At 70.2% G+C, this 14,526-nt stretch carries 9 protein-coding genes and 2 rRNA genes; 5 read left to right on the top strand and 6 right to left on the bottom strand.

Annotated features, from left to right (window positions below; translation table 11 throughout):
* The first annotated feature begins 112 nt into the window (after positions 1–112).
* Positions 113–3,229: ribosomal RNA gene (locus BX286_RS15025) — 23S ribosomal RNA — on the top strand.
* Positions 3,230–3,303: 74 nt separating this feature from the next.
* Positions 3,304–3,420: ribosomal RNA gene (gene rrf / locus BX286_RS15020) — 5S ribosomal RNA — on the top strand.
* A 51-nt stretch (positions 3,421–3,471) separates the two neighbouring features.
* Here rrf and BX286_RS15015 read toward each other — a convergent pair.
* From BX286_RS15015 to BX286_RS14990, 6 genes are read right to left on the bottom strand one after another with little or no spacing between them, the layout of a single operon-like run.
* The gene (locus BX286_RS15015; protein WP_079427471.1) at positions 3,472–3,930 is read right to left on the bottom strand and encodes a Uma2 family endonuclease; all 459 of its coding nucleotides are present in this window, start codon (positions 3,928–3,930) and stop codon (positions 3,472–3,474) included.
* A 47-nt stretch (positions 3,931–3,977) separates the two neighbouring features.
* Positions 3,978–5,288: a DUF58 domain-containing protein gene (locus BX286_RS15010; RefSeq protein WP_121015163.1), complete on the bottom strand. Its 1,311-nt coding sequence runs from the start codon at positions 5,286–5,288 to the stop codon at positions 3,978–3,980.
* Positions 5,288–6,250 (bottom strand): MoxR family ATPase, encoded by a 963-nt coding sequence (locus tag BX286_RS15005; protein ID WP_121015161.1) that lies wholly within the window; start codon positions 6,248–6,250, stop codon positions 5,288–5,290. Before BX286_RS15005 ends, BX286_RS15010 begins: the two co-directional genes overlap by 1 nt.
* Complete coding sequence (locus BX286_RS15000; protein ID WP_315974723.1) at positions 6,247–7,809, bottom strand: DUF4350 domain-containing protein; 1,563 nt, start codon at positions 7,807–7,809, stop codon at positions 6,247–6,249. Before BX286_RS15000 ends, BX286_RS15005 begins: the two co-directional genes overlap by 4 nt.
* A complete protein-coding gene (locus BX286_RS14995) occupies positions 7,806–8,468 on the bottom strand; it encodes a DUF4129 domain-containing protein (RefSeq protein WP_121015159.1) in 663 nt (220 codons plus the stop codon). The genes BX286_RS15000 and BX286_RS14995 overlap by 4 nt, the downstream gene beginning before the upstream one ends.
* Positions 8,469–8,476: 8 nt before the next feature.
* The gene (locus tag BX286_RS14990) at positions 8,477–9,754 is read right to left on the bottom strand and encodes a hypothetical protein (RefSeq protein WP_121015157.1); all 1,278 of its coding nucleotides are present in this window, start codon (positions 9,752–9,754) and stop codon (positions 8,477–8,479) included.
* 237 nt (positions 9,755–9,991) lie between these two features.
* Here BX286_RS14990 and mtrA point away from each other — a divergent pair, with 237 nt between their 5' ends.
* The 3 genes from mtrA to BX286_RS14975 all read left to right on the top strand — a co-directional run bounded on the left by mtrA (position 9,992) and on the right by BX286_RS14975 (position 14,511).
* Positions 9,992–10,681 carry a two-component system response regulator MtrA gene (gene mtrA / locus BX286_RS14985; RefSeq protein ID WP_187344141.1) on the top strand — a complete coding sequence of 230 codons (690 nt, stop codon included), beginning with the start codon at positions 9,992–9,994 and terminating at the stop codon, positions 10,679–10,681.
* A 70-nt stretch (positions 10,682–10,751) separates the two neighbouring features.
* A complete protein-coding gene (gene mtrB, locus BX286_RS14980) occupies positions 10,752–12,653 on the top strand; it encodes an MtrAB system histidine kinase MtrB (protein ID WP_187344279.1) in 1,902 nt (633 codons plus the stop codon).
* Entirely contained in the window at positions 12,640–14,511 is a 1,872-nt protein-coding gene (locus BX286_RS14975; protein ID WP_398898530.1) for an LpqB family beta-propeller domain-containing protein, read from the top strand. The genes mtrB and BX286_RS14975 overlap by 14 nt, the downstream gene beginning before the upstream one ends.
* Positions 14,512–14,526 lie beyond the last annotated feature (15 nt).

The raw sequence follows: 14,526 nt of genomic DNA, 5'->3' as shown, positions 1-14,526 counted from the left end.
CACGGCCGTTTGGTCAGTCTTCAGTGCCGGCCCCGGTAAAGCTCTGTTTCGGCAGGGTGTGACGGGTGGCTGGTCGTTATTTGAGAACTACACAGTGGACGCGAGCATCTGTGGCCAAGTTTTTAAGGGCGCACGGTGGATGCCTTGGCACCAGGAACCGATGAAGGACGTGAGAGGCCGCGATAGGCCCCGGGGAGCTGCCAACTGAGCTTTGATCCGGGGGTGTCCGAATGGGGAAACCCGGCAGTCGTCATGGGCTGTCACCCATGCCTGAACACATAGGGCATGTGGAGGGAACGAGGGGAAGTGAAACATCTCAGTACCCTCAGGAAGAGAAAACAACCGTGATTCCGGGAGTAGTGGCGAGCGAAACCGGATGAGGCCAAACCGTATGCGTGTGATACCCGGCAGGGGTTGCGCATGCGGGGTTGTGGGAATGAGCTTTCACAGTCTGCCGGCTGTGAGGCGAGTCAGAAACCGTATGGATAGGCGAAGGACATGCGAAAGGTCCGGCGTAGAGGGTAAGACCCCCGTAGCTGAAATCTGTACGGCTTGCTTGCTCATCTCCCAAGTAGCACGGGGCCCGAGAAATCCCGTGTGAATCTGGCGGGACCACCCGCTAAGCCTAAATATTCCCTGGTGACCGATAGCGGATAGTACCGTGAGGGAATGGTGAAAAGTACCGCGGGAGCGGAGTGAAATAGTACCTGAAACCGTGTGCCTACAAGCCGTGGGAGCGTCGGGATCTTCGGATCCTCGTGACTGCGTGCCTTTTGAAGAATGAGCCTGCGAGTTAGCGGTGTGTAGCGAGGTTAACCCGTGTGGGGAAGCCGTAGCGAAAGCGAGTCCGAATAGGGCGATTGAGTTGCACGCTCTAGACCCGAAGCGGAGTGATCTAGCCATGGGCAGGTTGAAGCGGAGGTAAGACTTCGTGGAGGACCGAACCCACCAGGGTTGAAAACCTGGGGGATGACCTGTGGTTAGGGGTGAAAGGCCAATCAAACTCCGTGATAGCTGGTTCTCCCCGAAATGCATTTAGGTGCAGCGTCGTGTGTTTCTTGCCGGAGGTAGAGCACTGGATAGGCGATGGGCCCTACCGGGTTACTGACCTTAGCCAAACTCCGAATGCCGGTAAGTGAGAGCACGGCAGTGAGACTGTGGGGGATAAGCTCCATGGTCGAGAGGGAAACAGCCCAGAGCATCGACTAAGGCCCCTAAGCGTACGCTAAGTGGGAAAGGATGTGGAGTCGCAGAGACAACCAGGAGGTTGGCTTAGAAGCAGCCACCCTTGAAAGAGTGCGTAATAGCTCACTGGTCAAGTGATTCCGCGCCGACAATGTAGCGGGGCTCAAGCGTACCGCCGAAGTCGTGTCATTGCAGCAATAAGCCCCAACGGGTGTTGTGATGGGTAGGGGAGCGTCGTGTGCCGGGTGAAGCAGCAGCGGAAGCTAGTTGTGGACGGTTCACGAGTGAGAATGCAGGCATGAGTAGCGATACACACGTGAGAAACGTGTGCGCCGATTGACTAAGGGTTCCTGGGTCAAGCTGATCTGCCCAGGGTAAGTCGGGACCTAAGGCGAGGCCGACAGGCGTAGTCGATGGACAACCGGTTGATATTCCGGTACCCGCTTTGAAACGCCCAATATCGAATCCTCTGATGCTAAGGCCGTGAAGCCGTTCCGGACCCTTCGGGGAAAGGAAAGTGGTGGAGCCGCCGGCCCAAGGTGGTAGTAGGTAAGCGATGGGGTGACGCAGGAAGGTAGTCCAGCCCGGGCGGTGGTTGTCCCGGGGTAAGGGTGTAGGCCGAGGGGTAGGCAAATCCGTCCCTCATATAAGGCTGAGACCTGATGCCGAGCCGATTGTGGTGAAGTGGATGATCCTATGCTGTCGAGAAAAGCCTCTAGCGAGTTTCATGGCGGCCCGTACCCTAAACCGACTCAGGTGGTCAGGTAGAGAATACCGAGGCGTTCGGGTGAACTATGGTTAAGGAACTCGGCAAAATGCCCCCGTAACTTCGGGAGAAGGGGGGCCATTCCTGGTGATGAGACTTGCTCTCTGAGCTGGGGGTGGCCGCAGAGACCAGCGAGAAGCGACTGTTTACTAAAAACACAGGTCCGTGCGAAGCCGTAAGGCGATGTATACGGACTGACGCCTGCCCGGTGCTGGAACGTTAAGGGGACCGGTTAGTGACCTTTCGGGGTTGCGAAGCTGAGAACTTAAGCGCCAGTAAACGGCGGTGGTAACTATAACCATCCTAAGGTAGCGAAATTCCTTGTCGGGTAAGTTCCGACCTGCACGAATGGCGTAACGACTTCTCGACTGTCTCAACCATAGGCCCGGTGAAATTGCACTACGAGTAAAGATGCTCGTTTCGCGCAGCAGGACGGAAAGACCCCGGGACCTTTACTACAGTTTGATATTGGTGTTCGGTTCGGCTTGTGTAGGATAGGTGGGAGACTTTGAAGCAGCCACGCCAGTGGTTGTGGAGTCGCCGTTGAAATACCACTCTGGTCGTGCTGGATGTCTAACCTCGGTCCGTGATCCGGATCAGGGACAGTGTCTGATGGGTAGTTTAACTGGGGCGGTTGCCTCCCAAAGGGTAACGGAGGCGCCCAAAGGTTCCCTCAGCCTGGTTGGCAATCAGGTGTTGAGTGTAAGTGCACAAGGGAGCTTGACTGTGAGACCGACGGGTCGAGCAGGGACGAAAGTCGGGACTAGTGATCCGGCGGTGGCTTGTGGAAGCGCCGTCGCTCAACGGATAAAAGGTACCCCGGGGATAACAGGCTGATCTTCCCCAAGAGTCCATATCGACGGGATGGTTTGGCACCTCGATGTCGGCTCGTCGCATCCTGGGGCTGGAGTCGGTCCCAAGGGTTGGGCTGTTCGCCCATTAAAGCGGTACGCGAGCTGGGTTTAGAACGTCGTGAGACAGTTCGGTCCCTATCCGCTGTGCGCGTAGGAATATTGAGAAGGGCTGTCCCTAGTACGAGAGGACCGGGACGGACGAACCTCTGGTGTGCCAGTTGTCCTGCCAAGGGCATGGCTGGTTGGCTACGTTCGGGAGGGATAACCGCTGAAAGCATCTAAGCGGGAAGCCTGCTTCAAGATGAGTATTCCCACCTCCTTGAGAGGGTAAGGCTCCCAGTAGACGACTGGGTTGATAGGCCAGATGTGGAAGCCCGGTAACGGGTGGAGCTGACTGGTACTAATAGGCCGAGGGCTTGTCCTCAGTTGCTCGCGTCCACTGTGTTAGTTCTGAAGTAACGAACTCGCCTTGCCGGCTTGAGTTCAACTTCATAGTGTTTCGGTGGTCATAGCGTTAGGGAAACGCCCGGTTACATTCCGAACCCGGAAGCTAAGCCTTTCAGCGCCGATGGTACTGCAGGGGGGACCCTGTGGGAGAGTAGGACGCCGCCGAACAATCATTGTGGGAAAGCCCCGCACCAGTCATGGTGCGGGGCTTTTCTGCGTTTACGGGCCGTGCCGTACCGAGTGGCAGGCCCACGCTTCACCAGTCGGCGGGGTAGCCCTCGGGTAGTCGTGCAGCTCGTCGCGGATGTCAGTGAGGGCATTCGTTCGGGAGACGACTTCCACCACCATCAGCACGTCACGTGAGTTGACGGCCTTCGCTGTGTCATCGGTGTCTTCGTCCGCCATGACCAAGAGATCGGGGATTTTGGTCAGGCCGGTCACGGGATCGGCCATGTTCGTGTCGCTGAGGGTCGCGGCGTCAGGTGTCTGGGCCTCGATCTGGCGCCGCAGCCGCATCACGTTGAGCCCGTGCGGAGCTGTCGGGCTCATCATCGTGAGGAAGATCTGACCATCGGTGGTCTGAACCTTCCACTGATCTTCCTGATGTTCGGCCAGCTCCGCGAGCTGCTCCGCGAAGTCGTGCATACGGCGCATTTGCTCGGGGCTGAAGTCGGCCATGTGTCCTCCTGGTGGGTGCTCTGTCAGCGTATCCAGTCGGACAACCCCTAGAGCCGGCCTGCCGCCTTCAGCGCCAGGTAGGTGTCCGCCAGGGTGGGGGCCAGGGTGTCGGGGGTGGCGTCGACCACGTGGACGCCGTGGCGGGCGAGCTGGTCGGCCGTGCGGCGGCGCTGGGTCTGGGTCTGGGTCGCGGCGGCGGCCTCGTAGACCGCGTCCACGGAGCCCCGGGCGGCGGCCATCGACGCGATGTGCGGGTCGGCCACCGAGGCCAGGACCACCGTGTGGCGCTGGGTGAGGCGGGGGAGGAGCGGGAGCAGGCCCTCTTCCACCGGGGCCGCGTCCAGGCTCGTCAGGAGGACCACCAGGGAGCGGCGCGGGGCGCTGCGCAGGATGGTGGAGACCAGGCCGCGGGAGTCCGTCTCGACCAGTTCCGCTTCGAGGCCGGCCATCGCGTTCACGAAGGCCGGCAGGACGTCCGCGGCCGCGCGGCCCTGGACCAGGGCGCGGGTGCGGCGGTCGTGGGCCAGGAGGTCCACGCGGTCGCCGGCGCGGGTGGCGAGGGCGGCCAGCAGCAGGGCGGCGTCCATGGCCGAGTCCAGGCGGGGGGCGTCGCCGACGCGGCCGGCGGAGGTGCGGCCGGTGTCCAGGCAGATGAGGATGTGCCGGTCGCGTTCGGGGCGCCAGGTGCGGACGGCGACCTTGGGGCGGCGGGCGGTGGCGCGCCAGTCGATGGAGCGGGTGTCGTCGCCGGGGACGTAGTCGCGGAGGCTGTCGAACTCGGTGCCTTCGCCTCGGGTCAGGACGCTGGTGCGGCCGTCGAGTTCCCGCAGGCGTGCCAGGCGGGACGGCAGGTGCTTGCGGCTGGTGAACGGCGGCAGGACGCGGACCGTCCAGGGGACGGTGTGGGAGCCCTGGCGGGCGAAGAGGCCGAGCGGGCCGTAGGAGCGGATGGTGACGCGGGCCGCGCGGCGGTCGCCGCGCCGGGTGGGGCGCAGGCGGGTGGTGAGGCGGCGGCGTTCGCCTACGGGGACGGTGACCTCATGGCGGGAGGCGGCGGTTTCGGTGCCGGGGATCCAGCTGCTGGGGGGCCAGGCGTCGCGGACGTGGGCGCGCAGGCGTCGGGTGCCGGGGTTGGTGAGGGTCAGGTGCACGTCGGCGGTCTCGCCGAGGCGGACCGTGGTGTCGCCGGTGCGGGCCAGGCGCAGGGTGCGGACGGGTGCGGCGAGGGCGTAGTCGACGGCGCAGGCCAGGCCGAGGGTGCCGTTGACGGCGAGGAGGCCCGTCCAGCTCGGTTCGAGGAGGCCGACGGGGAGGCTGCCGAGGGCCGCCAGGAGGGCGGCGCGTCCGGTGAGGGCCATCAGCGGGGGACGGGGACGTGGGTGAGGATCGCCGAGATGACGGAGTCGGCGGTGACGCCTTCCATCTCGGCTTCCGGGCGGAGCTGGACGCGGTGGCGCAGGGTCGGCAGGGCGAGGGCCTTGACGTCGTCGGGGGTGACGTAGTCGCGGCCGGTGAGCCAGGCCCAGGCGCGTGAGGTGGCCAGCAGGGCGGTCGCGCCGCGCGGGGAGACGCCGAGGGTGAGGGAGGGCGATTCGCGGGTGGCGCGGCAGATGTCGACGACGTAGCCGGTGGTCTCGGGGGAGACGGTGACGCGGGTGACGGCCTCGCGGGCGGCTTCGAGTTCCTTCGTGCCGGCGACCGGGCGGATGCCGGCGGCGTGCAGGTCGCGCGGGTCGAAGCCGGCGGCGTGCCGGGTCAGGACGCCGATCTCGTCCTCGCGGGAGGGGAGGGGGACGTTGAGCTTGAGGAGGAAGCGGTCGAGCTGGGCTTCGGGGAGGGGGTAGGTGCCCTCGTACTCGACGGGGTTCATGGTGGCGGCGACGAGGAAGGGCTCGGGGAGCTTGCGGGGGGTGCCGTCGACGGTGACCTGGCGCTCCTCCATGGCCTCCAGGAGGGAGGACTGGGTCTTGGGGGGCGTGCGGTTGATCTCGTCGGCGAGGAGGAGGTTGGTGAAGACGGGGCCGTCCTGGAAGGAGAACTCGGCGGTGCGGGCGTCGTAGACCAGAGAGCCCGTCACGTCACTGGGCATCAGGTCGGGGGTGAACTGGACGCGCTTGGTGTCGAGTTCGAGGGAGGCGGCGAGGGCGCGGACGAGGAGGGTCTTGGCGACGCCGGGGACGCCTTCGAGGAGGACGTGGCCGCGGCACAGGAGGGCGACGACGAGACCGGTGACGGCGGAGTCCTGGCCGACCACGGCCTTTCCGATCTCGGCGCGGAGCGCTTCCAGGGAGGAGCGGGCGCTGTCCGTGGTGGCCGTCATGAGGTGCGGACCTCTCTTTCGAGGGCGTCGAGGTGGTCGGCGAGCGCGACGAGTGCCGCGTCGTCGGCGGGAGTGGGGCCGAAGAGCAGGGTGGTGACGTCGCGTCCGGTGGCGGCGTCGGGCGGCTCGGGCAGGCGGGCGCTGACGGCGGCGGTCAGGACCGCCGGGTCGTGGGCCTGCGCGGGCGGTACGCCGGCCAGTGCGGCGAGGCGTTCGCGGGCGGCGGCGCGCAGTACGTCGGCGGCGCGGTCGCGGGCGGCGGCCTTGCGGTAGAGGCGGGCGCGGCCCTCGGTGGTCTCGGAGGCGCGGATGGCGACGGGCAGGTCCTCGGTGACGAGCGGGCCGAGGCGGCGGGCCCTCCACAGGGCGGCGAGCGCGGCGGCCGCGAACAGCTGGAGCAGGGCCCAGTACCAGCCGGAGGGGACGAGTTCGAGGAGGCTCTTGTCCTGGGCCGGGCCGTCGGCGGGCATGTCGGCGAGGGTGGGCAGGTACCAGACGAGTTCGGGCCGGGAGCCGAGGAGTTGGAGGGCGAGGGAGGCGTTTCCCTCTTCGGCGAGGTGCCGGTTGAGGAGGGGTTGGTCGGAGCCGAGGAGGACGGTGTCGCCGCCCCGGGTGGTGCCGGGCAGGACCAGGAGGGTGGGGTGGCCGTCGCTGGGGTAGCAGCCGGTGGTTCCGGGGAGGTCGGTGGCGTAGCGCAGGCCGTCGCCGGTGCCGGCGCGGCCGGCGGTGGTGGCGGTGGGCAGGGGGCAGGCGGGGTCGAGGTCGCGCCGGCGGGCGAAGCCCTTGGTGTGGACGGCGGGGGCCAGTTCGGCGAGGGCGGTGGCGGTGGGGGCGACGAGGAGGGTGCGGCCGCCGGAGAGGTCGATGGCGGAGCGGATGGCGCTGCGCTGGGGGGCGCCGAGGAGGTCGGGGTCGGTGACGAGGAGGGTGGTGCGGGGGCCGGCTGCGGCGGCGGCCTCCTCGGCGTTGGTGACGACGCGGGTGGTGACGCCGCGTTCCTCGAGGAGCCGGGCGAGGGCGCGGCTGCCGTCGCGGTCGGCGGAGCGGGGGTCGAGGCGGCCGTGGTGGTCGCCGGCCTGGAGCCCGGCGAGGGCGACGGCGGCGACGAGGAGCACGGCGAGGGCGAGGAGCAGCCCGCGGGCCCGGGCCCAGAGCTGGGCGGGCCCGAGGGCGGTGGAGGTGGCGGCCTTGCCCTTGCCCTGGCCGGGGGTGGGTGTGGGTGTGCCGGGGCCGGCGGCGGCCGGGGGTGGCGGGGTCGCCGTGCCGGGGGCCGGGGTGCCTGCGGCGGGTCCGGGGGTGGCTCCTGTGGTGTGGGGGCGTCCCGGGGCGGGCTCCTGGGCTGGGGTGCCGGTGCCTGCGGGGGGCGTGGTGGCGGCCGGTTGGAGGGCGCCGCCCGGGGTGGGGCGGTTGTCGGGGGCCGGAGGTGCGGTGGCTTCCGGGGGCGTGGCGGGACCTTGGCCGGGGGTGGGTGTGGGTGTGCCGGGGCCGGTGGTGGCCGGTTCGGGGGCGCCGCCCGGGGTGGCGTCGGGGTGTGGGGGCTGGGTCGGGTGGCCGGTCATGGGGTGGGGTCCGTCAGGATCGGCTTCGTGTGATCCAGGGTGAGGTCGAGGGTGCGCAGGCGGGCGTAGGTGTCGGGGCCGGCGGTGCGGCCGCCGTAGGTGACGTCGTCGAAGGTGCGGGCCGCGGCGCGCAGGCCGTCGGCGTGGGCGGGGAGGGAGCGGGCGGCTTCGGCGGCGGCCTCGTCGGCGGTGCGGCCGGGGCGGGGGTCGAGGAGGGTGCGTTCCTCCAGGGAGCGGACGACGGCCCGCATGCGTTCCTGGACGGCTTCGTTCCAGCGGCCGGCGGCGGCGTGGGCTTCGGCGGCCATGCGGTGGTCGGCGGCGCTGCGGGGGCCCTCGTCGAAGAGGGCCGCGGCGCTGCGGGCGGCGCGGCGGGGGGTGCCCAGGCGCCACCACAGGGCGGCGGCGGCCAGGATCACGAGCAGGGCGATGGCGAGCAGGCCGAGGCCGCCGCCGGGGGTGGCCCCGGAGGCGTGGTCGAAGATGTCGCCCAGCCACTCCCAGAAGCGGTCCAGGGCGCGCTGGAGGAGCCCCGGCTCGTCCTGGTGGTAGACGGGCTTGGCCAGCTCGCGTTCGGCCGCCTCGCGGGCGGCTTCGCGTCCGGTGGTCAGCGGCGGTGTGTCGCCGCCGGCGATGGTGATGAGTCCCCCCGTGCTCATGCGGCGCGTCAGCCTCCGGTGGGTGCCGTGGTGCCGGTGCTGTCGTAGCCCTCGACGCCGGCGGCGCGGGCGAGCTCGAGGTCGAGTGCCTCGCGGCGGATGCGCTGGTCGATGTAGAGGAGGGTGGTGACGCCCGTCTGCATGGGGGCGGTGACGGTGGCGCCGACGACGGCGCCGATGCCGGTGACGATCAGGACGGACCAGTCGCGGGCGGCGGAGCCGTCGAGGAAGCTGCCGAGGCCGCCGGGGGCCAGGGCCACGGCGATGCCGGCGAAGGGCATGGCGATCACGGTGGAGGTGATGGTCCGCATGATCCAGGTGAGCAGGCTGATGCCGCAGACCCGCCACCAGGCGCCCTTGACCAGCTTGGCGGAGCGCTTGAGGGCGGCGACCGGGGTGCCGCGTTCCAGCATCAGGGCGGGCGGGGCCAGGGCGAAGGTCACGTAGAACCAGGCCAGCAGCACGAGGCCGACGGGCACGCCGAGGGCGGTCAGGGCGGCGCTGCCGAGGAGGATGCCGGGCAGGGCCGGGAGCAGGCCGGCGGCGAGGGCGCCGAGGAACAGCAGGCCGGTGAGGCCGAGCAGGCGGGGGGCCAGGGGGCGCACGGCCCTGAGGGTGCCGCCGAGGGTGGAGGCCTGGCCGAGGACGGCGCGGCTGACGACGGGGGCCAGCAGGGCGGTGAGCAGGATCAGCCCGAGGATCTCCAGGTAGTACTGGAATCCGGAGAGGGCCCCGAGATCGCCCAGGGCGCGGACGGCCTCCGCCGGGGTGGCGGGCTCGGTGTCGGGGACCGTGAGGCTGTCCATGGTGAGGCGCTGGACGGCGAGGAGCGCGATCTGCGACAGGGCGGCGATGACGAGGCTGACGGAGAGCACGGAACGCCAGTGGCCGCGCAGGGTGGCGACGGCGCCGTCCAGTATCTCGCCGAGGGCCAGGGGGCGCAGCGGGATCACGCCGGGCTTGGCGGCGGGCGGGGTGCTGCCCCAGCCGCCGCCGGGGTTGCCGTAGGCGTAGGGGGCGGTGCTCTGCTGTCCGGGCTGGGAGGGGTACGCGCCCCAGCCGGCGCCCTGGCTCGGCTGCTGCGGCGGGGTCTGGCCGGCGGCGGAGCTGCCCCTCCCCCAGACTCCGTCCGGGGGGACCCCCGGGCCGGGCGGTGGCTGGGCGGCGGACCATTTGGAGCCGGTGGAAGCGGAGCCGGTGCCTTCGGCGGGCGGCTGCTGAGCGGCGTCGGGGCCCTGGCCGTCGGAGGGGGATCCGGGCGCGGCCCAGCCCGGAGAGTCGTTCATCGTCGCTCCTTCACGTGCACCTGCCGTGGCGGGCGCGCTGGTCGGCTGTCATCGTGCCATGGGCAGGCCCGGGGACGACCCGGCCGTTCCCCTCGGATCCCGGTCCGCTCTTCCGTTCAATTGTCGCGCGGATCCGGGGCAGACTGGTCGTCCTGATCTCCACGCAGGTCCGAGGGGCGATTTCCAGCCCTTTTGGCTGTGGGACAGCTCACCGCCAGGTAACGATTAGCTAATGGGATGATGTCAACCATGAAGGGACGCGTCCTCGTCGTCGACGACGACACCGCGCTGGCCGAGATGCTCGGCATTGTGCTGCGTGGAGAAGGTTTTGAGCCGTCGTTCGTAGCGGACGGTGACAAGGCACTGGCTGCCTTCCGGGAGGCGAAGCCGGATCTTGTGCTGCTCGATCTCATGCTGCCCGGGCGGGACGGCATAGAGGTGTGCAGGCTGATCCGCGCCGAATCGGGCGTGCCGATTGTCATGCTCACCGCCAAGAGCGACACCGTGGACGTGGTGGTGGGCCTGGAGTCCGGCGCCGACGACTACATCGTCAAGCCGTTCAAGCCGAAGGAGCTGGTCGCCCGCATCCGGGCGCGCCTGCGCCGGTCGGAGGAGCCCGCGCCCGAGCAGCTCGCCATCGGTGACCTCGTCATCGACGTGGCCGGGCACTCGGTCAAGCGCGAGGGAACCTCCATCGCCCTGACCCCGCTCGAGTTCGACCTGCTGGTCGCCCTCGCGCGCAAGCCCTGGCAGGTCTTCACCCGCGAGGTGCTCCTGGAACAGGTCTGGGGCTACCGGCACGCGGCCGACACCCGGCTGGTCAACGTGCACGTGCAGCGGCTGCGCTCCAAGGTCGAGAAGGACCCCGAGCGCCCCGAGATCGTCGTGACGGTGCGTGGTGTCGGCTACAAGGCCGGACCCAGCTGACGTGCAGCCCGGCAAGGCCCGGCGCGGCTCCCGCGGGGGAGCCCTGCGGGGCGGCGGGCCGTTCCGTCAGATGGCCGACGGAGCGCCCGGCGGCCCCCTGCTGCGGCTGTGCGTACGCCTCGTGCGCCGGCCGCTGCTTCCGGCTGTCCGCATATGGCGGCGCAACATCCAGCTGCGGGTGGTCGCCGCCACCCTGCTGATGTCCCTCGCCGTGGTCCTCGCCCTCGGCTTCGTCGTCATCGCCCAGGTCAGCAAGGGTCTCCTCGACGCCAAGGAGGAGGCCGCGCAGAGCCAGGCCGCCGGCGGGTTCGCGGTCGCACAGGAGAAGGCCAACACCCCCTCCGCCTCGGACGGGGCCGACGCCGCCGACAACAAGGTCGGCCGCGACGCCAGCACCTGGATGAACTCGCTCGTCAAGCAGCTCGCCAGCGGCGGCCAGACCGCCTTCGAGGTGGCCGCGCTCGGCGCCGGCACCGGCGAGCAGGCCCCCACCAGCCAGGGCGTCAAGGGCGCCCGCGCCTCCGGCAACGTCGACCCGACCGCGAGCGTCCCGCTGGACCTGCGCAAGGCCGTCAACCACAACACCGGCACCTTCAAGACGTTCTCGCAGATCCGCTACACCGCCGGGACCGGCAAGCAGCCGGAGCCCGCGCTGGTCGTCGGCAAGCGGCTCACCGACATCAACGGCGACCCCTACGACCTGTACTACCTCTTCCCGCTCACCCAGGAGGAGGAGTCCCTCAACCTGGTCAAGAGCACCATCGCCACCGCGGGACTGTTCGTCGTCGTCCTGCTCAGCGCCATCGCCTGGCTCGTCGTGCGCCAGATCGTCACCCCCGTCCGGATGGCCGCGGGGATCGCCGAGCGGCTCTCCGCCGGCCGCCTCCAGGAACGGATGAAGGTCACCGGCGAGGACGACATCGCCCGGCTGGGCGAAGCCTTCAACAAGATGGCCCAGAACCTCCAGAACAAGATCCAGCAGCTGGAGGAGCTGTCCCGGATGCAGCGCCGCTTCGTCTCCGACGTCTCGCACGAGCTGCGCACCCCGCTGACCACCGTCCGCATGGCCGCCGACGTCATCCACGACGCCCGGGTCGACTTCGACCCGGTGACGGCGCGCTCCGCCGAGCTCCTGGCCGGACAGCTCGACCGGTTCGAGTCCCTCCTGGCCGATCTGCTGGAGATCAGCCGCTTCGACGCGGGCGCCGCCGACCTCCAGGCCGAGCCCATCGACCTGCGCGACGTCGTACGCCGCGTCATCGACGGCGCCGAACCCCTCGCCGAGCACAAGGGGACCCGGATCCGCGTCCTCGGCGACACCCAGCCCGTCATCGCCGAGGCCGACCCCCGGCGCGTCGAGCGGGTCCTGCGCAACCTCGTCGTCAACGCCGTCGAGCACGGGGAGGGCCGCGACGTCGTGGTCCGCCTCGCCTCCGCCGGCGGGGCCGTCGCCGTCGCCGTCCGCGACTACGGCGTCGGCCTCAAGCCCGGCGAGGCCACCCGCGTCTTCAACCGCTTCTGGCGGGCCGACCCCGCCCGCGCCCGCACCACCGGCGGCACCGGCCTGGGCCTGTCCATCGCCGTCGAGGACGCCCGGCTGCACGGCGGCTGGCTCCAGGCCTGGGGCGAGCCCGGCGGCGGCTCCCAGTTCCGCCTCACCCTGCCCCGTACCGCGGACGAGCCGCTGCGCGGATCGCCGATCCCGCTGGAGCCCGAGGACTCCCGGTCCAACCGGGCCAGGGCCGCCGCCGAGGCCGCCGGACGCGCCGGCGCCCCCGGCCGGCCGGGCACGCAGCCCGACGGACGCGCCGAGCGCGCCGACCGCGACCCGATACCGCCCCGGCCGGCGGTCACCACCGCCCTGCCGGTGCCCGCCGACCCGACGGCGCTGCCCGGCAACGGCGCCCGCGTCGTGGCCCGGCCCGCCGACCAGGGCCCAGCACAGGAGGATGGAACCGGTGGAGGACGCTGAGCGCCGCGGGCGGGCACGGCAGACCCCGCACGCCCCGCAGGCCCCGCAGGCCCCGCTGAGGGGCGCCCGTGCGCTCCTGGCCCTGGGCGTCGTCGGGCTGCTCCTCGCCGGCTGCGCCTCCATGCCCGACCGCGGCGAGATCCGCCGGGTGGAGGCCTCCCAGGGCGTCGACTCCCAGGTCCGGGTCTTCGGCGTGCCCCCGGCCGACAAGGCCAGCCCGGCCGAGATCGTCGACGGCTTCCTGGAGGCCATGACGGGCGACGACCCGCGGCTGGCCACCGCCCGCAAGTACCTCACCGACGACGCCGCCAAGAACTGGAAGCCCTCCTCGGCCGTCACCGTGCTCTCCGCCGGCCTCGACCGCGTCCCCGTCCAGGGCGAGAAGGACCCCGACGGGCCCCGCTGGAAGGTCACCGGCAAGAAGCTCGCCACCGTCGACGAGCGCAGCGCCTACCAGCCGGAGACCGCCGGCAGCCGCTACGAGGAGTACCTCCAGCTGGTCCAGGTCAAGGGGCAGTGGCGGATCGCCACCCCGCCCAGCAGCCTCGTGCTCAGCGAGTCCGACTTCCAGCGCATCTACAAGCCCGTCAACAAGTACTACTTCGCGGGCAGTACGCTCGTCGCCGATCCGGTCTACGTGCGCCAGCGCAGCGACCCCGATTCGCGGATGGACCCCACCACCCTCACCGTGCAGTCGCTGCTGGCCGGGCCCTCCAAGTGGCTCGGGCCCGTGGCCTCCACCGCGTTCCCGACGGGCGCCGGACTGCGCGAGGACACCAAGTCCCTCGCCTACGACGGCCAGAACACCCTGCGCGTCCCGCTCAACAAGGCCGGGGAGAACGTCGCCCAGCCGCAGTGCCAGAAGATGGCCACCCAACTCCTCTACACCGTCAGGGACCTGACGGCCTCCCGGCTGGACCGCGTGGAACTGCTGCGCTCCGACGGCAAGTCCTCGCTGTGCTGGGTGACCGGCTCCACCGCCGCGACGATCGCGAACCGGCCGGTCCCGCCGCAGCACCAGTACTACGTGGACAAGGACGGCCGGCTCGTACGGATGGTCCTCAACGCGGGCGCCGACGAGCAGCAGCAGGACAAGCCCGAGCCGGCCCCCGGACCGCTGGCCACGGCCGCCGGGTTCAAGGTGGGCTCGGCCGCCGTGACGTACGACGAGAAGCGCGCCGCGGTCGTCTCCGAGGACGGGCACGGGCTGTACGTGGTCACGCTGACCACCGCCGGGGCCATGCCGCAGGCGCTGCTCACCAGCAAGACCGGCAAGCTCACCGCGCCCAGCTGGGACGCCCAGGGCGACCTGTGGATCGCCGACCAGGACCCGCAGACCCAGGGCCTGTGGCGGGTGCCCGGCGGGACCGGCACCCCGCAGAAGGTGGACGTCGCCGGACTCGACGGGACGAAGATCAGCGGGCTGAAGGCCTCCTCCGACGGGGTGCGCATCGCCCTGCTCGTCGAACGGGACGGCGGCCGCAAGAACCTCTACATCGGGCGGATCGAGCGGCCCGAGGGCAAGGGGGACCCGTCGAAGGTGTCGGTGCGCGAGCTGCGCCCGGCCGCCCCGCAGATGGCCGAGGTGACGGCGATGAGCTGGGCGCCGCGGGGCCGGCTGCTGGTGGTGGGCCGCGAGAGCGGCGGCGTCGACCAGGCCCGCTACATGCTGGCCGACGGGTCGATGGTCGCGGCGAGCCTGCCCGGGGCCACGGGGCTGAGTGCCATCGCCGCCTCCGAGGACGACTCGAAGCCCGTGGTGGCCTCCTCCACCGAGGACGGCATCGTGTGGCTGCCGCCGGGCGCGCAGTGGCGCACCGCGGCGGCGGGCGGCCGGGCGCCGGTCTACCCGGGCTGACGCGCGCGCGGGGCC

Source organism: Streptomyces sp. 3211.6 (assembly GCF_003634815.1).
Taxonomy (GTDB): domain Bacteria; phylum Actinomycetota; class Actinomycetes; order Streptomycetales; family Streptomycetaceae; genus Streptomyces; species Streptomyces katrae_A.
The sequence above is the reverse complement of the archived record's forward strand: the minus strand, read 5'-3'. Positions and strand labels throughout refer to the sequence as shown.